The 17721-nt window shown below is 57.7% G+C and carries 23 protein-coding genes; 14 read left to right on the top strand and 9 right to left on the bottom strand.

Going from position 1 to position 17721, the window contains the following annotated elements:
- Together AC2FNC_RS14965 and AC2FNC_RS14970 are read left to right on the top strand one after the other, a co-directional pair.
- Nucleotides 1-209 (top strand): redoxin domain-containing protein (locus AC2FNC_RS14965; RefSeq protein WP_496715753.1); only part of this gene is annotated, 209 nt, incomplete at its 5' end.
- Nucleotides 200-418, top strand: coding sequence for a hypothetical protein (locus AC2FNC_RS14970; RefSeq protein WP_496715754.1), 219 nt, complete (start codon nt 200-202; stop codon nt 416-418). The genes AC2FNC_RS14965 and AC2FNC_RS14970, both read left to right, overlap by 10 nt.
- 3 nt (nt 419-421) lie before the next feature.
- Here the strand turns inward: AC2FNC_RS14970 and AC2FNC_RS14975 are convergent, their stop codons facing one another.
- A complete protein-coding gene (locus AC2FNC_RS14975; RefSeq protein ID WP_480474690.1) occupies nt 422-1315 on the bottom strand; it encodes a LysR family transcriptional regulator in 894 nt (297 codons plus the stop codon).
- Nucleotides 1316-1399: 84 nt separating this feature from the next.
- Between AC2FNC_RS14975 and AC2FNC_RS14980 the strand changes: the two genes are divergently transcribed.
- Nucleotides 1400-2302: a Rossmann-fold NAD(P)-binding domain-containing protein gene (locus tag AC2FNC_RS14980; protein WP_496715756.1), complete on the top strand. Its 903-nt coding sequence runs from the start codon at nt 1400-1402 to the stop codon at nt 2300-2302.
- Here the strand turns inward: AC2FNC_RS14980 and AC2FNC_RS14985 are convergent.
- Nucleotides 2299-3327, bottom strand: coding sequence for an endonuclease/exonuclease/phosphatase family protein (locus tag AC2FNC_RS14985; protein ID WP_496715757.1), 1029 nt, complete (start codon nt 3325-3327; stop codon nt 2299-2301). The genes AC2FNC_RS14980 and AC2FNC_RS14985 overlap by 4 nt on opposite strands.
- Entirely contained in the window at nt 3324-4154 is an 831-nt protein-coding gene (locus AC2FNC_RS14990; RefSeq protein WP_496715759.1) for a hypothetical protein, read from the bottom strand. The genes AC2FNC_RS14985 and AC2FNC_RS14990 overlap by 4 nt, the downstream gene beginning before the upstream one ends.
- 104 nt (nt 4155-4258) lie before the next feature.
- Between AC2FNC_RS14990 and AC2FNC_RS14995 the strand changes: the two genes are divergently transcribed.
- A complete protein-coding gene (locus AC2FNC_RS14995; RefSeq protein WP_496715760.1) occupies nt 4259-4462 on the top strand; it encodes a hypothetical protein in 204 nt (67 codons plus the stop codon).
- A 24-nt stretch (nt 4463-4486) separates the two neighbouring features.
- Here AC2FNC_RS14995 and leuD read toward each other — a convergent pair whose 3' ends face one another.
- The 4 genes from leuD to AC2FNC_RS15015 are packed head-to-tail and all read right to left on the bottom strand — an operon-like array spanning nt 4487 to nt 7256.
- A complete protein-coding gene (leuD, locus tag AC2FNC_RS15000; RefSeq protein WP_480520086.1) occupies nt 4487-5092 on the bottom strand; it encodes a 3-isopropylmalate dehydratase small subunit in 606 nt (201 codons plus the stop codon).
- Nucleotides 5093-5133: 41 nt separating this feature from the next.
- Nucleotides 5134-5676, bottom strand: a complete 543-nt coding sequence (locus AC2FNC_RS15005; protein ID WP_480520084.1) for an HdeD family acid-resistance protein — start codon at nt 5674-5676, stop codon at nt 5134-5136.
- 37 nt (nt 5677-5713) lie between these two features.
- Complete coding sequence (leuC, locus tag AC2FNC_RS15010) at nt 5714-7117, bottom strand: 3-isopropylmalate dehydratase large subunit (RefSeq protein ID WP_480494511.1); 1404 nt, start codon at nt 7115-7117, stop codon at nt 5714-5716.
- A 43-nt stretch (nt 7118-7160) separates the two neighbouring features.
- Nucleotides 7161-7256 carry an isopropylmalate isomerase gene (locus tag AC2FNC_RS15015; protein ID WP_245220657.1) on the bottom strand — a complete coding sequence of 32 codons (96 nt, stop codon included), beginning with the start codon at nt 7254-7256 and terminating at the stop codon, nt 7161-7163.
- 115 nt (nt 7257-7371) lie between these two features.
- Between AC2FNC_RS15015 and AC2FNC_RS15020 the strand changes: the two genes are divergently transcribed.
- From AC2FNC_RS15020 to AC2FNC_RS15035, 4 genes are all read left to right on the top strand, one after another.
- Nucleotides 7372-8724: a mechanosensitive ion channel family protein gene (locus tag AC2FNC_RS15020; RefSeq protein ID WP_496715762.1), complete on the top strand. Its 1353-nt coding sequence runs from the start codon at nt 7372-7374 to the stop codon at nt 8722-8724.
- Nucleotides 8725-8888: 164 nt separating this feature from the next.
- Nucleotides 8889-9248 carry a ribosome silencing factor gene (rsfS, locus tag AC2FNC_RS15025; protein ID WP_209599225.1) on the top strand — a complete coding sequence of 120 codons (360 nt, stop codon included), beginning with the start codon at nt 8889-8891 and terminating at the stop codon, nt 9246-9248.
- Nucleotides 9249-9292: 44 nt separating this feature from the next.
- On the top strand, nt 9293-9763 hold the full coding sequence (rlmH, locus tag AC2FNC_RS15030) for a 23S rRNA (pseudouridine(1915)-N(3))-methyltransferase RlmH (protein ID WP_480488167.1): 471 nt from the start codon (nt 9293-9295) through the stop codon (nt 9761-9763).
- 1 nt (nt 9764) lies between these two features.
- Nucleotides 9765-10250 (top strand): flavodoxin family protein, encoded by a 486-nt coding sequence (locus AC2FNC_RS15035; protein ID WP_496715764.1) that lies wholly within the window; start codon nt 9765-9767, stop codon nt 10248-10250.
- 3 nt (nt 10251-10253) lie between these two features.
- On the opposite strand, the gene AC2FNC_RS15040 is transcribed toward AC2FNC_RS15035, so the two are convergent.
- Nucleotides 10254-10601, bottom strand: a complete 348-nt coding sequence (locus AC2FNC_RS15040; RefSeq protein WP_480476876.1) for a hypothetical protein — start codon at nt 10599-10601, stop codon at nt 10254-10256.
- Between the two features lie 35 nt (nt 10602-10636).
- On the bottom strand, nt 10637-11347 hold the full coding sequence (locus AC2FNC_RS15045) for a DUF599 domain-containing protein (protein WP_480476878.1): 711 nt from the start codon (nt 11345-11347) through the stop codon (nt 10637-10639).
- Between the two features lie 80 nt (nt 11348-11427).
- Here AC2FNC_RS15045 and AC2FNC_RS15050 point away from each other — a divergent pair, with 80 nt between their 5' ends.
- From AC2FNC_RS15050 to AC2FNC_RS15075, 6 genes are all read left to right on the top strand, one after another.
- The gene (locus AC2FNC_RS15050) at nt 11428-12867 is read left to right on the top strand and encodes an FAD-linked oxidase C-terminal domain-containing protein (protein ID WP_496715765.1); all 1440 of its coding nucleotides are present in this window, start codon (nt 11428-11430) and stop codon (nt 12865-12867) included.
- 49 nt (nt 12868-12916) lie between these two features.
- A complete protein-coding gene (locus AC2FNC_RS15055; RefSeq protein WP_480555302.1) occupies nt 12917-14017 on the top strand; it encodes an FAD-binding protein in 1101 nt (366 codons plus the stop codon).
- A 4-nt stretch (nt 14018-14021) separates the two neighbouring features.
- A complete protein-coding gene (gene glcF, locus AC2FNC_RS15060) occupies nt 14022-15335 on the top strand; it encodes a glycolate oxidase subunit GlcF (RefSeq protein WP_480623307.1) in 1314 nt (437 codons plus the stop codon).
- A gap of 120 nt (nt 15336-15455) precedes the next feature.
- Nucleotides 15456-16247, top strand: a complete 792-nt coding sequence (locus tag AC2FNC_RS15065) for a trypsin-like serine peptidase (protein WP_480520066.1) — start codon at nt 15456-15458, stop codon at nt 16245-16247.
- Complete coding sequence (locus tag AC2FNC_RS15070) at nt 16244-17059, top strand: trypsin-like serine peptidase (protein ID WP_496715767.1); 816 nt, start codon at nt 16244-16246, stop codon at nt 17057-17059. The genes AC2FNC_RS15065 and AC2FNC_RS15070 overlap by 4 nt, the downstream gene beginning before the upstream one ends.
- A gap of 122 nt (nt 17060-17181) precedes the next feature.
- Entirely contained in the window at nt 17182-17649 is a 468-nt protein-coding gene (locus tag AC2FNC_RS15075) for an Hsp20 family protein (RefSeq protein WP_480474711.1), read from the top strand.
- Nucleotides 17650-17721 lie beyond the last annotated feature (72 nt).

Consider the following 17721-nt stretch of genomic DNA (forward strand, 5'->3'; position numbering starts at 1 on the left):
ATCGCGGATTGCATTGCCCGATCTGCATCAGACAGATGACCGAGGCCGAGGCGGCGCTGGACGATTTCGCGGCGCTGGGTGTCGAGGTTATCATGATCACCACCGATACCGCCGAACGTGCCGCTGAAACCGCCGCAAAAGCCAATGTTTCCCGCTTACGCGTAGGCCACAGCCTGCCCCTGTCTGAGGCGCGGGAGGGTTGGGGCTGAACATCTCGACCAAGCGCGAAGGCAGTGCCGAACCAGACCTGTTCGCAGAGCCCGGACATTTCTACATCGCACCTGACCGGACGCTGTACTATGCTTGGCGACAGACCACGCCTTTCGGTCGCCCGTCGATGTCGGATATCGCGGGTGGTCTGAAGTTCACTTTGGGCAACAACTATCCCGCGCGTGGAACTTATACCGGCCCACTTTGACGCTCAAAGAGAGGCTTTGAGCCCTTCTGCCAACAAATCCCAGACCCTGCGGATACGCGGGGTCTGGCGCATGGCCTGCGGCGCAGCCAACCACACGGGCAGAACCGGGATTTCAACATCCAGCGGCAAGATTTCGACATCCGGGTCGGCTTCGGCCATCTGGACCTGGCTGAAGCCAATGCCGCATCCCGCGCGGATCAGTTCCCAATAGGCGCTTTGCAGATCGCAGCGGGTCGCAAAACTGTTGCGGCTTGCGGGCCACCCTTTTTCGCGCATGGCCTTGATGATTTCCTGATTGGCGTCAAACCCCACTAGGTCGTGGGAAAAAAGTTCTTCGGGTGTATTGGGGCGTCCCCTACGGTCGAGATAGGACTTGGCCGCGCAAAAGCATAGCGGCACCTCCCCCAGATATCGCGAAATGATATCCATCTGCGCCGGGCGATACATGCGAACGGCAATATCCGCCTCGCGGTATAACAGGTTTTCCGTGGTGTCTGTGGCGACCAGCTCAAGTTGAATGGCGGGTTCCTGCCTTCGGATATACGCCAGAATCGGTGGCAGCAGGTGATGCGACGCGAAGACCGAAGCGGTGATGCGGACCGAGCCTTCAAGTTGCTGCGACTGCCCTGCGGCGGCAAGGCTGAATGCAGTCATGGCGCTGTGCATTTGCTGCGCCATCGGCAAAAGCTGGGACCCTGCCACGCTCAGTTTCAGGCCGCGCGCGTGCCGGTCGAACAAGGATACGCCCAGTTCGGTCTCAAGGCTTTGTACTTGTCGTCCCAATGTGGGCTGGCTGCGATCAAGGTGCCGTGCAGCGGCGGACAGGGACCCCGTTTCGGCCACGGCCAGAAAGCTCTGGATCAGAGACCAATCCGCATGTGTCAGTGCTTTGTCCATTCAAAATTGAATACACATTCTGCATTTCTCGGCAATTCAATACGTGCATTGAATGGATAGATTGGTCTGAAACAGGAGGCATCAATGACACAAACTGCACTGATACTCGGCGCATCGGGCCGGTTTGGGCGCAATGCTGCAAAGGCGTTTCGGAATGCAGGCTGGGCCGTGCAGACATTCCGTCGCGGGTCCGGTTCTCTTTCCCAGGCGGCAAAAGGGGTGGATGTCATCGTAAACGGGTGGAACCCGCTCTATCCTGATTGGTCGCGTGAAATGCCCGACCTGACCAGACGTGTGATAGACGCCGCGTCCGAGACCGGAGCCACCGTACTGGTTCCCGGAAACGTCTACGTTTTTGGACCGGGCACGCAAGGCCCATGGTCCGGCCTTACACCGCACTTGGCCACCAATCCGCTTGGCCGTATCCGGATCGAGATGGAGGAGGCGTATCGCGCTTCAACCGTCAGAACGATCCTTCTGCGTGCGGGTGATTTCATTGACACCGAGGCATCTGGAAACTGGTTCGATCAGGTCATGATCAAGCATCTGTCGCGCAATCAATTCGTGTATCCCGGAGATCCAGAAGCTTTGCACGCCTGGGCCTATCTGCCTGATCTGGCCCAAGCTGCCGTCGCGCTGTGTGAAATCCGAAAGGATCTGCCGCGGTTCTGCGATGTTCCTTTCGCTGGCTATACTCTGACCGGAACTGAGATCGCGCAGTCTTTGTCGAGAGTGACTGGAAGGGACATATTCGTGAAGCCTATGCAATGGTGGCCATTGCAGCTGGCGCGACCATTCTGGCGCATGTCCTCACACCTGATTGAAATGCGGTATCTGTGGCAGGTGTCGCACCAGTTGGACGGATCGTACCTGACCGAGTTGCTGGGTTCTGTGTATCAGACAGATCTGGATGATGCATTGCGTTCTGCGATCTCACCCAGCCAAGTGGCTTTGCCCTATGCGAACGGAGAGACGGTCACGCCTTAGGGCAGGGTGACGTCAACCCAGACCAATCGGTGCCTGCTGGCGCGCAGGGCAGATTCGTATAGCTTACTGCCTTCTTTCGGCCACGTAACACCGGCGTCCGAAATGCGCAGGTCGGCGGACGGCAACACATAATCCACGCGCATTTCACCCGTGGCCTTCCAAGCGACCGTTGAGGTCGAGCCTGACGGGTCTTTCGGCAGCGGGTCTTGCAAACGCGGATGGGCCAGAAGGGACTGAATGGCCTGTTTACGGCCCTCCCCACGCGCTGGGTCAAGGTTGGCATCGCCGGCGATCAAAAAGGGACTTTCGGGGACTGGCCCCAGTTCACCGTTCAGTAAAACGGACCAGAGCCGGATCTCATCCTGATTGCGCAAGCCATTTCGATCCTCGGGCCCATCGAAAACGGGTGGCGTCGCATGAAGGGTCATCAAGTTGAGCCGCCCATAAGGGGTTTCGATCGGTACAACCCAGTGTGCGGTCGAAGACAGGCGTTGTATCTGATGTGCCGCGTCAGACGGGAAGGGTTGCCCGTTTACTCTAGGCAAGGTGGCGCCCGGTAAACTCCGCCACAACAGCTCGGAATAATCCTGAACCTCGGCGGTGATAATTTCGTATCGCGACAACACCGCCAACCCACCCTGACCGGTGAACTGCCCCCAGCCTTGCGCGTCGCCGGGGCCTTGGGTCTTGCCATCACCGTCCAGATCAAGCGAGGTTTCCAGGCCGGCATTGGGTTGTGTGGCAAGGTAATATCCATAATCAAGCCCCGCGTTGCGCAGTTTCCCAATCAGGGCGATTACAGCGGTATTGTTCAGATCCCAGTCGATACCCTGAAGGGCGATTATGTCAGGGCGCGCCGACGCAATAACGTCGACAACGGCCAGAACCTGCGCGTCATCGCGTTGAATGTCGCGAAGCAAAAAACCGGGACCATTTCTGCTAAGCTCGGTATTATAGGTGGCAATGCGCACGACTTCTGCCTGTGCCGCAAAGGGCAGCCATAGCAGACACAAGATGCGGATCATGCGGTCTGTGTTGACTCGCTGGTCGAATAGGCGCGGCGTTTTTCCATGATCAAGCCCGCGATCCTGAGGGTCGCCATGCCGCGCATGATCATGCTGGCGGGCAGGAAGGCCCATGCGCTCATGGTCCAGATCAAGGTCTGTGGATTCCCGAGGGAGATCGGGGCGATCACACTGCTCATCAACTTGATGATCGCCGGAATGAGGAATGGCAGCAGAATGCCGATACAGATGTTCAGGCGGCCATCCCTTTGAAGGCGCGCAACGACATCACCCCCTTTGGTCGGGTCAAACAGCGGCAAGTTAGTCCACACATTGAAGGCGCCATTGCCGGTTGGCCATCCCCGAACCCTGACCGCATAGGCAAAGCTGACAATCGTGACCAAAGCCGCAACATAAGCCACGCTGGCCGTGATGCGGACCAGTTCGATCAAGGCGTGGCTGGCATCCGGGGGTAACATCAGCACGATGAGGCGCACCGGAGAATAGGGGAAGTCCACCACATTTGCGACAGCCAGGCCAACCGAATAAGAGAATGTGGTCAGCTGCGTTGGTTCAAAGGCGTTTTTGCAGATCAGCGTCAGAAAGGTGACCATCGACATCAGGCCGACAAACCGAAGGCGATTGACCGGGGGCGCGTCGCGGAATTCGATAAAGCTGGGAAATGCGGAATTGTATTCGGCAAAGGTCAGGATAAACGCGAGGATCGCGAGAAAGACCAGTATCTCGGTCCCGTTCGTAGATGAGACAGGCAGGTACAACGCAGGTGTCAGCACCATAAGTGCAACAAGTATACCGCGTATAGCCGCCCCTGTTGTGCGCGCAATCACTATCCGAACCCTTTTTCAAACCGGATCAGCCGATCTTTGTCGACTTGTTTCCAACTTGCGCCCGTCGCTTCGTCTGACGTTGACGGATCCTCTTTAGCGCCAACATGAACGATAAGCTGCATTTTGCTCAAGCCGAGGTGCAGAAAACACGTGATTTCGGGCAAAAAGATGGCGCAACTGGTGCGGTATTGCATCATTTTCGACGCAAATCCGACGTGTATCTCAAATTGATACCCACATGTTGTGGTTTTCAAAAAATCAACCCCAAGAATGCGAGCGGGGCCGCCTTGGCGACCCCGTCAGGTTGAGTATCCACAGATTCGCCCCCAGAATCACACCCAGGGACGGGCCTGACTGGCGTGATCCTCGAACTTGTCGATGTGATGATCTTTTTCCATCGTCAGCCCGATATCGTCTAGACCATTCAGCAGGCAGTGCTTGCGGTGAGGATCGATTTCGAAATCGATCACGATGCCGTCCGATGTGGTGATCTGCTGATCTTCCAGATGTACGGTCATGCGGGCGTTTTCGCCTTTATGCGCATCATCCATCAGGATCGCGTGGTGTTCTGCCCCGACAACGATCGGCAGAATGCCGTTCTTGAAACAGTTGTTGAAGAAGATGTCGGCAAAACTGGTCGAGATCACGACCTTGATGCCGAAATCCTTGATCGCCCAGGGCGCGTGTTCGCGCGAGGACCCACAGCCGAAGTTGTCGCCTGCAACCAGAATCTCGGCCTCGCGATAGGCGGGCTTGTTCAGGACGAATTCTTCATTCTCCTGACCGTCATCGTGATAGCGCATCTCGTCGAACAGAACGATGCCCAGGCCGGACCGTTTGATGGTTTTCAGGTGCACTTTCGGGATGATCATATCGGTGTCGATATTGATCAGCGGCATTGGGGCGGCCACCCCGTGGACTTTTTCAAACTTATCCATGTTCACACTCCTGCGGGAGAGGGCCGCGCCCAGGCCCCGCGTTAAGCTTGTTTCGTTTCTTTTGGAGCGTCCTTGACGAAGAACGCCATGAAGACAAGGCCGAGCCCGTTAAAGATCATTTCGATCCCCAGCAGGATGCCCAGCAATTGCAGCAGCACCGAAGGATCCATCGCTGCAAAGCGCCAGATCAGGATCGCCAGAACAATTGACATGATGCCCGAGACCAGCGTCGCCCAGAAATACTGTGTTCCGCGCATCTGGAACGATAGGATCACTCGGGCAATGCCGCCAGCCATGAACAGGATCAGGCAGACGGTTGCCAGCGTCAGCGTTCCTTGCAGTGGGTGATCCAGAAAGGACCAGCCCAGAAACAGCATCACGACACCCATGATAAATGACAGTATCTTGTTGCCGGTCCCTTCGACTGTGAAGCCGCCAACAACCTGCAATGCGCCAGAAATCAGCAGCAATACACCTGTGACCACCGTCACGGTAATTGATGCCACGACCGGTGCGCCCAGCACAAAGATGCCGAACATGATGGACAGAAGTCCAAGCAATAGCCATTTTGTCCAGTCACTCATGTCTTTAATCCCTCAAATATCCAGTTATGAGGGCAGCTTACATCATTTCACGGACGTCTGTCAGCCGTCCTGTGATTGCCGCTGCGGCGGCCATTGCCGGGCTCAGCAGGTGGGTACGCCCGCCCCGGCCTTGACGGCCTTCGAAGTTGCGGTTCGAAGTCGCGGCGCAGCGTTCACCCGGTTGCAACTGGTCGGGATTCATCGCCAGACACATCGAACATCCTGCCAGACGCCATTCGAAACCGGCTTCTTTGAAGATATCCGCCAGACCTTCTTCTTCGGCCTGCGCGCGGACCAGACCCGAGCCCGGAACGACCATGGCGCGTATGCCGTCCTTGATCTTTTTGCCCTTCAGAATCTCGGCGGCAGCACGCAGGTCCTCGATCCGGCCGTTGGTGCACGAGCCGATAAAGACAGTGTCGATCTCAACTTCGCTCAGCTTCTGACCGACCTTCAGCCCCATGTATTCAATGGAGCGGCGGGCCGCGTCGACTTTGCCGCCTTCGAAATCTTCGGGGTTCGGTACGGTTGCGGTGATCGGCAGAACGTCCTCGGGGCTAGTGCCCCAAGTCACGACCGGCGCGATGTCCTCGCCGCGCAAGGTGATGACCTTGTCGAAATGCGCGCCTTCATCAGTAAAGAGCGTTTTCCACCAAGTCAGAGCCGCTTCCCATTGCGCGCCCTTCGGCGCGTGCGGGCGGCCTTTAACGTAGTCGAACGTTGTTTCATCCGGCGCGATCAGACCGGCACGAGCACCGCCTTCGATTGCCATGTTGCAGACGGTCATGCGACCTTCCATCGACAGATCACGGATTGCTTCACCGCAATACTCGATGACATAGCCGGTACCGCCAGCGGTGCCGGTCTCACCGATTACGGCCAGAGTGATGTCCTTAGCGGTCACGCCCGGTTGCAACTTACCGGTGATTTCCACCTTCATGTTCTTGGACTTCTTCTGGATCAGCGTTTGCGTTGCCAGAACATGCTCAACCTCAGACGTACCAATACCGTGAGCCAGCGCGCCGAATGCACCATGGGTCGCTGTGTGGCTGTCGCCGCAGACAACGGTCATACCCGGCAGGGTCCAGCCCTGTTCCGGGCCAACGATGTGGACAATGCCCTGGCGCACGTCATTCACCGGGTAGTAGTGAATGCCGAAATCCTTGGCGTTCTTGTCCAGCGCTTCGACCTGAATGCGCGATTCCGGGTTTTCGATCCCGTTCACGCGGTCCGGCGTGGTCGGCACGTTGTGGTCCGGTACGGCGATGGTCTTTTCCGGCGCGCGCACCTTGCGGCCTGCCATGCGCAGCCCTTCAAAAGCCTGCGGGCTGGTGACTTCGTGCACCAGATGGCGGTCGATATAAAGCAGGCAGGTTCCATCATCGGCTTCGTGCGCGACATGGGCATCCCAGATCTTGTCATAGAGTGTCTTGGGGGACATCGGTCCTCTCCCGTATGTAATGAGAAATAGCTGGCGAGTTGGCTCAGGCGACGGATAGGCGCGCCAGAACCGTGCGGGCAGCGCCAAAGAACCGTTCACGCAAGCGCGCGCGATCTTCCAGATTCTGAAGTTGGGCCACATTGAGTCTCATGCGGTTCAGATATACCGCGCCCTTCCGGCAATCAAGGTTCAAAACCGGTGTCAGGCTTGCATCACCCCGCATTGCTGTTCAAGCTGGCCCGCAGGAGACGTGTATGAACCAAGACCTGATCCCAAGTACGCTGACCGACCTCTATAACAACATGGTTGCGGCTTTTTCCGCGCAATTTGCAAAGCTGCTTGATCTGATCGTCACGCCGGGCTGGCGACAATATCAACTGCTCATCATCCTGTTGCTGTGGGCGCTGGCTTTGCTGCTGAAATTCCTGACCCAGTCTAAATGGGATGCCTGGGCCCGTTCACGCACGGGATGGCCGAAATGGCGGCTCCGGGTTCTGGTACAGTTGATGCGGCGGTTGGCGCTGGTCTACTTCATCCTGCTTTCGTGGGCATTGTATCTGATCATGCAGCAGCTCACCTGGCCGTCGCGCAGCTATATCATCGGGGTGATAGCTACGCTGGCGGCGGCATGGCTGGCAATAGCACTGGTCGCGAGACTGGTCCAAAACCGCACGCTTCGCCGGATTTTCAAGTGGGCAATGTGGATCTACGCAACGCTAGTCGCGCTGAATCTGACGGATGACGTCGCGGGTTTTCTTGACGGAGTGGCGATTTCCATCGGGGACCTGCATATTTCGGCCCTTGGTATTCTCAAAGCCACATTGCTGATTGGTATCCTGCTGACACTGGCCCGTATCGGCACGCGCGCAGCCGAACGCGCATTGCAAAGCAATGACGACATAACCCCGTCCATGCAGGTGCTATTGTCAAAAGGCATACAGGTTCTGCTTTACGGGGCAGTCTTTATGGCTGCGATCCGAACGTTAGGGTTCGATCTGACCGGCATCGCGCTTTTGTCCGGCGCCATCGGCGTGGGTATCGGGTTCGGTTTGCAAAAAGTGGTGTCGAACCTGATATCGGGGATCATCATCCTGATGGACCGCTCGATCAAGCCGGGCGACGTAATCTCGTTGGGGGATACGTTCGGTTGGATCAATGCGCTGGGCGCGCGATACGTGTCGGTCGTAACACGGGACGGGCGCGAGTACCTGATCCCAAACGAAGATCTGATTACCAACCAGGTGGTGAACTGGTCGCATTCCGACCGGTTCGTAAGGTTGGATCTGGATTTTGGAACCAGCTATGACGACGATCCGCATAAAGTGCGCGCGACGGCAATCAGGGCGGTGAAGGCGCTTGCCCGGGTCCTGAGCGGCGGCAAACATGAACCGGTTTGCCACATCACCGGATTTGGTGACAGCAGCGTGGACTATGTGCTGAGGTTCTGGATCAGCGACCCGACAAAGGGGCTGACCAATATCCGGGGCAACGTCTATCTGGCGCTTTGGGACGCATTTAAGGAAGAAGGTATCTCGATCCCCTTCCCGCAGCGCGAAGTCCGGCTGTTGTCGGACGGCGCAACTGCGCAACAGATCATCACAGAGTAAGCGTCTGTGTACGCCCTGCAGCGTGCATTCATTGAAATGTTGCATTCCCCTTGCTACCTTATTAGTACCCCGGCGCCGGGGTTTCACGGCGCGCAGCAAAGGAGGACTATGTCCTGTCTCTACATACACAGGCGGGTTTGCCCGCCGATGATGGGGTCAACATTATGGCCCACTCTCAGTCAATCAGCGACAAGCTGCTTGAACGAATCCTTTCCTCACTTTCCGATGACAAGGCCGAAGACGTCGTGCAGATCAACCTGCAGGGCAAATCATCGGTTGCGGATCACATGGTGATTGCCTCGGGTCGGTCGACCCGTCAGGTTTCGGCCATGGCGGAAAAGCTGACGGATCGCATCAAGCAGGAATTCGGTTTCACCTCGAAGGTCGAAGGCAAGGACACCGGCGACTGGGTGCTGATCGATACGGGCGACGTCATCGTCCATATCTTCCGCCCCGAAGTGCGTGAATTCTATCAGCTGGAAAAGATGTGGCTGCCTCAGGGCGGCAGCGCCTCGGCGAACTGAGGCGCCATCCCGGCCTGCATTAACAGGCCGGAGGCGAGAGAGATATGCGTATCAGCATAGTTGCGGTCGGGCGATTGCGCGCCGGACCCGAGAAGACACTGCTTGACGATTACCTGACCCGTTTTGACCGGACCGGCCGTGCGCTGGGCCTTGGGCCTGCGCAGGTGATCGAGGTTGAAGACAAGAAAAACGCAGGCATGGCAGCCGAGGCCGCGCTGCTGCGCAAGGCCCTACCCAAAGGGGCAGTGTTGTGCACGCTGGATGAACGGGGGCGGGTCATGTCCTCGCCCGATTTCGCGAAGAAGCTGGGTGATTGGCGCGACGCGGGCCGGCAGGACCTGGCATTTGTTATCGGTGGCGCGGATGGAATCGACCCAGTTCTGCGGGCCGAGGCGGATTTTTCCGTTTCATTCGGGTCAATGGTCTGGCCCCATATGCTGGTCCGTGTGATGCTGGCCGAGCAACTTTACCGGGCCGCGACCATTCTGTCAGGTGGCCCCTACCACCGGGTCTGACATGGCGCAGCTTCTGATCGTTTATCACTCCCGCACAGGCGGTGCCCGGCAGATGGCCGAAGCGGCGGCCGAAGCAGCGCGAGGTGAGGCTGACACAAAGCTTATTCCAGCCAATCAAGCCGGGCCGGAAGATCTGCTGGCTGCCGATGGCTACATCTTTTGCGCGCCAGAAAACCTGGCGGCAATTTCGGGTCTGATGAAGGAATTCTTCGACCGCTGCTACTACCCGGTGCTGGGAAAACTAGAAGGCCGACCCTATGCGCAGATGATTTGCGCAGGATCAGATGGCGAAAACGCCGCCCGTCAGATCGCACGGATAGCCACCGGTTGGCGATTGAAAGCTGTTCAGCCTCCGCTGATCATTTGCACCCATGCGCAATCGCCCGAGGCCATATTGGCCGAAAAGACAATCCCGCAAGACCAGCTGGATCAATGCCGCGAGACAGGAGCCGCTTTGGGTGCGGGTCTGGCCATAGGTATTTTCTGAGGGTCAATCCAGTTTGACAACCGTGGTGCCTCCATTCCATCCATCGACGATGCACCGTGCCTGAATTTGCACCTGGTTCTGGCCTTTTGGAATGACCACCCCACCCAAAGAGCGGGTAAAGGGTTGTTCGGTTTCGTGTGGATGGACCAGCACGCGCATTCCCAATTCGTTTCCATCCATATCCTGAACACGCCAGCCGTCGGCGTAATGATCCCAACCCGTATCGGAATGCCGGATCGTTACATCGAACCGCCATGTATCGCCGTTCGCACTAGTGCGGACCTGCTCGATTGTTGGCGGGTCGGCAAGGGCAGGGCTGGCCATTAAGGCACAGAGAATAAAGTATCGCATCGCACCAGTGTAGCCAGTGAGGTAGCGCATCGGTATCACGTATCCGTGCTGGCGGCTCGGGCCATCAGTATTTCCCGGGAATGTGAGGCGAACTCGCGCCGATACAAGACGCCAAACGTGACCGCTGTGCCCAAAATGAGCGCGACAGGTCCAAGAAACCACGCCAGCGATGCCAATGCAAAATAGGTGGCGCGCAGGCCACGGTTGAAGCTGCGCGCTGCGGTGACACAGATCTCGGCCGCCTGACCGGCGCGGGGATAGGTTTGCGGGTCTTCGGGGTCATTGGGAACTGCAGCCATCAACACGGCGCAATACCCGAAAAGGCGGTGCGCCCACACATATTTCAGAAATGCGTTGGCCAGCAGCAATACGACGAAAAGGATCTTGATCTCCCAGACCATTGCCGGAACACTGCCGATGGCAAGGTCGATTGCGACGCCTGCCAGTCTTTCAGTGTTGCCCAGCAGGGCCAGCCCGCCCCCGATGGCAATCATCGTGGTCGACGCGAAAAATGTACTGCCCTGCCGCATGGCCGCCACGACTTGCGCGTCGAACATGCGCGGTTGGCGGGTCACCATCTCGCGCATCCAGTCGCGCCGATAATCGTCCATCATGAGGGCTACGGATTGTCTCTGCGGCGACGGATGTTCGATTTTCCACCCGATCCACAGCCACGCACCCAGCAGCAGAAGCAGTGATGCATAGTCCAAAGGGGCAAAAAGAGCGGCGCGTTCGATCCAGGTCATGGCCGCGACAGTAAGGCCGGGCATGGGAACTTGCCAGAGTAAGAAATTGGTAATATTATTTTACCAAAAGGAGTGATGCCATGGAGATGCCAAAGCCAAGCCCGGATGTTCTGAGCCGGAAATCTGCGCTTGTTGCGCGGCTGTCGCGGGTTCTGCCCGAAGATGCGATCATCCATGACCCCGCCGAAACCCGCGCTTACGAGTGTGACGCTTTGACAGCCTATAAATGCGCGCCGATGCTGGCCGTGCTGCCGTCAAGCACACAGCAGGTTTCGGACGTTCTGCGCATTTGTCATGACGAAAACGTGCCTGTGGTGCCGCGCGGCGCGGGCACTTCATTGGCCGGTGGAGCCTTGCCCACGGCGGATTGCGTCATTCTGGGCGTCGCACGGATGAATGAGGTGTTGGAAATCGACTACGACAACCGCTTCATCAAAGTACAGACGGGTCGCACCAATCTGAGCGTTACCGGCGCGGTCGAAGAGGAGGATTTCTTCTACGCCCCTGATCCGTCTTCGCAGCTGGCCTGTGCCATTGCTGGCAATATCGCGATGAACTCAGGCGGTGCGCATTGCCTCAAATATGGGGTGACAACAAACAACCTCTTGGGCGTGACCATGGTCATGATGGACGGCAGCGTTGTCGAAATTGGTGGTGCGCATCTGGATGCACCAGGTCTGGACCTGTTGGGCGTCATCTGTGGGTCCGAAGGTCAACTGGGAGTGGTGACCGAGGCCACGTTGCGTATTCTTCGCAAGCCCGAAGGCGCACGACCGGTTCTGATGGGTTTCAATGACAATGAGGTTGCGGGGCAGTGTGTCTCGGACATCATCAAATCGGGCATATTGCCGGTTGCGATCGAGTTCATGGATACCCTGTGCATCAGGGCCTGCGAAAACTTTGCCCATGCCGGTTATCCCGATTGCCATGCGCTGCTGATCGTCGAAGTGGAGGGGTCTGACGCTGAAATCGATTATCAGCTTTCGAAAATCATCGAGATAGCCAAACGCCATGACCCCGTTGAATTGCGCGAAAGCCAGTCGGCCGAGGAAAGCGCCAAGATCTGGTTGGGTCGGAAATCTGCATTCGGTGCCATGGGACAATTGAACGATTATATGTGTCTGGATGGGACGATCCCGGTGTCAGCCCTACCAACCGTTCTGCGCCGCATCGGAGAACTGAGTGAAGAGTTTGGGTTGCCGGTCGGAAATGTGTTCCACGCAGGCGACGGAAATATGCATCCGCTGATCCTGTTCGATGCCAACAAACCCGGCGATCTGGAAAAATGCGAAGCTTTCGGGGCAGAGATTCTGAAGCTGTGTGTTGACGAGGGCGGCTGTTTGACTGGGGAGCATGGTGTGGGGATCGAAAAGCGGGATCTGATGTCTCATCAATATTCACCTGCCGACCTTGAGGCGCAGATGGCGGTTAAGGACGTTTTCGATCCCAAATGGCTGCTGAACGCGGCCAAAGTGTTTCCGCTCGACGTGTCGGAGCCGCGGCGAATGGCAGCAGAATAAGGGGGCGCTGCCCCCTTGCCCCCGGAGTATTTTTGAAAAGATGAAGCCAATGAGACCTGAGACTGAGGCCGATCTGGCAAAGCTGGTGGCCGGGTTGGAAAACCCTGTACGCATTGTCGGAGGCGGGACGCGTGGAATTGTCGGTCCGCATGCAGAAATCGAAACCGGAGCTTTGCGCGGTATCACGCTATATGAACCCGGGGCGCTGACCCTTGTTGCACGGGCAGGGACGCCTTTGGCAGAGATCACGGCGGCGCTGGAAGCAGAGGGCCAGCACCTCGCATTTGAGCCGATGGACCATCGCGGTTTGCTGGGAACACAGGGTGAACCGACCATTGGCGGTGTCGTCGCGGCCAATATTTCGGGCCCTCGACGGATTCAGGCCGGGGCCTGCCGGGACTTTCTGCTGGGGGTGCGCTATGTCGATGGGCGCGGGCAGGTGATCAAGAACGGTGGCCGCGTCATGAAGAACGTCACCGGGTACGATCTGGTCAAATTGATGGGCGGGTCCTGGGGTACTTTAGGGGTTTTGACCGAGGTCTCGCTGAAGGTGCTGCCCAAACCGGAACGGGCGGCAACATTATCTGTTGCGGTTCGGGATGCTGGTACTGCGGTTCGGGTGTTGTCCGCTGCACTGAGATCGCCGTTCGAGGTAACCGGGGCTGCGTATGATCCCGACGCCGGGAAAGCCCTGCTTAGGGTCGAAGACTTCACGGATGCGGTCGCATATCGTACAGGCAGGTTGACGGCTGAACTGTCCCGGTTTGGTGAGATTTCAGAGGAAGCGGATGCAGACACGCTTTGGGCTGGTATCCGCGATGCTCATCCGTTTCAGGGGCAGGACGGGGATGTCTGGCGGCTTTCAGTTAAACCCGGAGATGCGGCCGAAGTTTCAGCGCGTGCTGAAGCGGATCAGTTGCTTTTTGACTGGGGCGGCGGGCTTGTCTGGCTGCGCGTCCCGAAAGGTACGGATCTGCGCGCGCGGCTTGATGTGTTTTCCGGCCACGCGACACTTGTGCGAGCGGATGCAGAAACGGTCGCGCGACTGGGGCGCTTTCAACCAGAGAACGCGGCCGTCTCGACCCTGACAAATGGATTGCGCGCGAAGTTTGACCCACGTGGTTTGTTCAATCCGGGACTGATGGGATAGGTTTATGCAGACATCATTCACAGAACGGCAGTTGCAAGACCCGGCAACCAAACGCGCGAACGAAATTCTGCGAAATTGCGTCCATTGTGGATTCTGCACGGCAACATGTCCGACCTATCAGGTTCTTGGCGACGAGTTGGACAGCCCGCGCGGGCGCATCTATCTGATCAAGGATATGCTCGAAAACGAGCGGCAGCCCGACGAAAAGACGGTCAAACATATCGACCGGTGCCTGTCCTGCCTGGCTTGCATGACCACTTGCCCATCAGGTGTGCACTACATGCATCTGGTCGATCACGCGCGTGAATATATCGAGGCGAATTACAAGCGCCCTTTGACGGATCGCATTTTGCGTTGGGTTCTGGCGCGGATCCTGCCCTATCCGATGCGCTTTCGCTGGGCCTTGATCGGGGCTAAACTGGGTCGCCCGTTCCGGTTCTTGATGCCAGATGCCCGGTTGCGTGCCATGCTGGACATGGCGCCAATGAACATTCCACCGGTCAGCCGCAACGATGATCCACAAAACTTTGCGCCCGAAGGCGAGCGGAAAAAGCGGGTGGCCCTGATGACGGGATGCGCGCAGAAAGCGCTGAATACCGACATTAATGACGCCACGATCCGTCTGCTGACCCGGCTTGGATGTGAGGTTGTGGTGGCTGAGGGTGCTGGATGTTGTGGAGCACTGACCCATCACATGGGCAAGGTGAAAGACAGCCATGCAGCCGCAATCGCCAATATCAGGGCCTGGATTCGCGAGATGGACGGCGACGGATTGGACGCCATCGTGATCAATACCTCGGGCTGTGGGACGACAGTCAAGGATTACGGGCATATGTTCCGAAACGACACGCTCTCGGATGATGCTGCGCGGGTCTCGGGTATTGCGATGGATATCAGTGAGCTGGTTATGCAGCTGAATTTGCCCGAAGGGCGTGATCAGGACCTTACTGTTGCGTATCACGCAGCCTGTTCACTGCAACATGGGCAGAAGATCAAGACCTATCCCAAAGACCTGCTGAAACGTGCCGGGTTCAAAGTGGTCGAGCCCGCCGACAGCCATTTGTGCTGCGGTAGCGCAGGGACTTACAACCTCATGCAGCCGGAAATCTCGGGTCAGTTGAAGCAGCGTAAAATAAAGGCACTGGAGGTCAAGAAACCCGATATCATCGCCGCAGGCAATATCGGCTGCATGATGCAGATCGGGTCCGGCACCCAAGTGCCAGTCGTTCATACGGTCGAGCTGCTGGATTGGGCGACAGGGGGGCCAAAGCCACCCGCCTTGCAACGGGCAGAGGGCGCTGTTCCCATATTGCGATGAGCCGCCCTGATGCCGACCCGCATCATTTCCTCAGGAAATTCCCCTGTACACCGATCGCCCTATTTTCGCCCAACGGGGCACGTACGACAAACGCTTCAGAGTGAGTCTCCGGAGACCCGAGTGCGCAACTGGATTAAGGCGATTGTGCTTTGTGCTTTGCCGATGGCGGCTACAGCACAGGACACCAGGCTGGAAAGCCTGGAGACCTCGGATTCCGGGCGCGAATGGATGGCTGTCGGGCGTCTGGATATTGCCGGAAAAGGGTTTTGCACCGGAACGCTTGTGTCGCCGACCCTTGTGCTGACAGCTGCGCACTGCCTGTTTGACAAGGTTTCCGGGCAGCGGGTGAACCCGTCCGATATCGAATTTCTGGCCGGGTGGCGGCTGGGCCGCGCTCTGGCTTATCGAACGGCAAGACAAGCTGTAATTCACCCGGATTATCAATTCAGTGCCGAGTCGTCGACGGACCGTGTCGGCGCGGATGTCGCCCTGATCGAGCTTTGGCAGCCGATCCGCAACACATCGGTCATTCCGTTTGAATCAGGAGATCAGCCCCGCCGGGGTGCGGAGGTGGGTGTGGTGTCATATGCGCATGACCGGTCGGAAGCACCTTCGTTGCAACAGGTTTGTTCGGTCATGAACCGGCAGGCAGGCGTTATGATCATGTCCTGCGACGTCGATTTCGGATCTTCAGGGGCACCGGTTTTTTCCTTTACAGGCGCGCGCCCTCAAATCGTGTCGGTTGTGGCGGCAAAGGCCAGCATGGATGGCCAGAGCGTTGCGATCGGCACTGCGGTTGAACATTCGCTGCAACTGCTGCGCGACGAGCTGTCTGCCGGGCATGGATTTGGATTGTCGACCTCCGGTTCAAGTACCGGCAAGAACGTCGGTGCAAGGTTTGTCAGGCCATGACCAAGGTCTTATTAATTTTGCTTTTGGGCCTGAGTGTTCTGGCGACCGCATCCCATGCGCAAGCCAACAAACGCAAGCTGACAGACCGGGATGACCTTTATGGTTGGGAAGCAATCGGGCGGCTGGATGTGCGCGAAGAGTCCTATTGCACAGGTACGCTGATCGCGCAGGACATGGTGCTGACCGCTGCCCATTGTGCTGTGGACCGCCGTACCGGGGAAACATACGCGCCCAAAGACATCACGTTTCGTGCGGGTCTGAGCAACGGCAACGCGTTGGCCGAACGTCAGGTCACGCAGATTGCGCTTCTGCCCGGCTACGCTTCAAATAACCCGCTTTCGCACGAAGGTGTTCGGATGGATGTCGCCCTGATGCGGCTGAATGAGCCCATTCCGTATTCGATTGCCGATCCTTTCGTGTTGCACAGCGGGCGAGTTTCGGGAAACGAGATCAGCATAGCCTCGTATGGGCGCGGACGATCCGAGGCGATCACGCGCGAAAGGTCGTGCCGCGTATTGGATCGCAGGCAGGGCCTGATCACATTTGATTGCGACGTCACCTTCGGGTCTTCCGGATCCGCCATTCTGGTAAAAAACGGTTCGCGCTGGCAGGTTTTGTCCGTGGTTTCAGCGGTAGGCACCAACGGTCGAAGAAAGGTGGGGTTCGGCATGGAGCTTGACGGAATAGTGGCCGAGCTCAAGTCCATCATGCGGCGCGATGCGCCAAAACCAACAGCTACGATCCGCCGGTTACAGGCTGGGTCCGGCGCGTCCGGGTCTGGCGCGAAATTCATCAGCTCCGGCGGGGGTTGAACTCGGTCAAATCGCTTCCCATGTCACTGATATCGGATCGCCACAACGGGGTCCGTCATCAACATTGGTCCGTCCAGCCGGAGGGCCAGATCGTGAATCGCTCAAAAATGAGGATATGACACATGCGTACATTTGATTTTGCACCGCTGCACCGCGCCACCATTGGCTTTGACCAGATCGCCGACATGATGGATCGTGTTCTGACCAATGATGTGGCACAGCCAAGCTATCCACCCTACAACATCGAAAAAACCGATGTCGACACTTACCGTATCTCGGTGGCCGTCGCCGGTTTTTCAGAAAGCGACCTGTCCGTTGAAGTGAAAGAAAACGCGCTGGTTGTTGCAGGTAAGAAGGCATCCGAGGACAAGAGCCGCAGCTATCTGCATCGCGGCATCGCAACCCGCGCGTTCGAGCGTCGCTTTGCGCTGGCCGATCACGTCCGTGTCACCGGTGCAAGCCATGAGAACGGAATGCTAAACATCGACCTGAAGCGCGAAGTGCCCGAGGCACTGAAACCGCGCCGGATCGAAATTACCTCGGCTAAAGCCATCGAAAAAGATGTGGTTGACGCCAAGGCCGTGAACTGAGGCTTTGAAAGCCTAGCGGCAGTCTCCTCCTCCCGGACTGCCGCAACACCCGCGCCCCGCGTTCCTCCAGAC

Source organism: Ruegeria sp. BHSA123, assembly GCF_059613425.1.

What these genes read in the sequence shown, in the direction of transcription:
- AC2FNC_RS14975 (WP_480474690.1), bottom strand. Translation starts at nt 1,315, where the DNA reads ATGGACAAAGCACTGACACATGCGGATTGGTCTCTGATCCAGAGCTTT.
- AC2FNC_RS14980 (WP_496715756.1), top strand. Translation starts at nt 1,400, where the DNA reads ATGACACAAACTGCACTGATACTCGGCGCATCGGGCCGGTTTGGGCGC.
- AC2FNC_RS14985 (WP_496715757.1), bottom strand. Translation starts at nt 3,327, where the DNA reads ATGATCCGCATCTTGTGTCTGCTATGGCTGCCCTTTGCGGCACAGGCA.
- AC2FNC_RS14995 (WP_496715760.1), top strand. Translation starts at nt 4,259, where the DNA reads ATGAACGATAAGCTGCATTTTGCTCAAGCCGAGGTGCAGAAAACACGT.
- leuD (WP_480520086.1), bottom strand. Translation starts at nt 5,092, where the DNA reads ATGGATAAGTTTGAAAAAGTCCACGGGGTGGCCGCCCCAATGCCGCTG.
- AC2FNC_RS15005 (WP_480520084.1), bottom strand. Translation starts at nt 5,676, where the DNA reads ATGAGTGACTGGACAAAATGGCTATTGCTTGGACTTCTGTCCATCATG.
- leuC (WP_480494511.1), bottom strand. Translation starts at nt 7,117, where the DNA reads ATGTCCCCCAAGACACTCTATGACAAGATCTGGGATGCCCATGTCGCG.
- AC2FNC_RS15020 (WP_496715762.1), top strand. Translation starts at nt 7,372, where the DNA reads ATGAACCAAGACCTGATCCCAAGTACGCTGACCGACCTCTATAACAAC.
- rsfS (WP_209599225.1), top strand. Translation starts at nt 8,889, where the DNA reads ATGGCCCACTCTCAGTCAATCAGCGACAAGCTGCTTGAACGAATCCTT.
- rlmH (WP_480488167.1), top strand. Translation starts at nt 9,293, where the DNA reads ATGCGTATCAGCATAGTTGCGGTCGGGCGATTGCGCGCCGGACCCGAG.
- AC2FNC_RS15035 (WP_496715764.1), top strand. Translation starts at nt 9,765, where the DNA reads ATGGCGCAGCTTCTGATCGTTTATCACTCCCGCACAGGCGGTGCCCGG.
- AC2FNC_RS15040 (WP_480476876.1), bottom strand. Translation starts at nt 10,601, where the DNA reads ATGCGATACTTTATTCTCTGTGCCTTAATGGCCAGCCCTGCCCTTGCC.
- AC2FNC_RS15045 (WP_480476878.1), bottom strand. Translation starts at nt 11,347, where the DNA reads ATGACCTGGATCGAACGCGCCGCTCTTTTTGCCCCTTTGGACTATGCA.
- AC2FNC_RS15050 (WP_496715765.1), top strand. Translation starts at nt 11,428, where the DNA reads ATGGAGATGCCAAAGCCAAGCCCGGATGTTCTGAGCCGGAAATCTGCG.
- AC2FNC_RS15055 (WP_480555302.1), top strand. Translation starts at nt 12,917, where the DNA reads ATGAGACCTGAGACTGAGGCCGATCTGGCAAAGCTGGTGGCCGGGTTG.
- glcF (WP_480623307.1), top strand. Translation starts at nt 14,022, where the DNA reads ATGCAGACATCATTCACAGAACGGCAGTTGCAAGACCCGGCAACCAAA.
- AC2FNC_RS15070 (WP_496715767.1), top strand. Translation starts at nt 16,244, where the DNA reads ATGACCAAGGTCTTATTAATTTTGCTTTTGGGCCTGAGTGTTCTGGCG.
- AC2FNC_RS15075 (WP_480474711.1), top strand. Translation starts at nt 17,182, where the DNA reads ATGCGTACATTTGATTTTGCACCGCTGCACCGCGCCACCATTGGCTTT.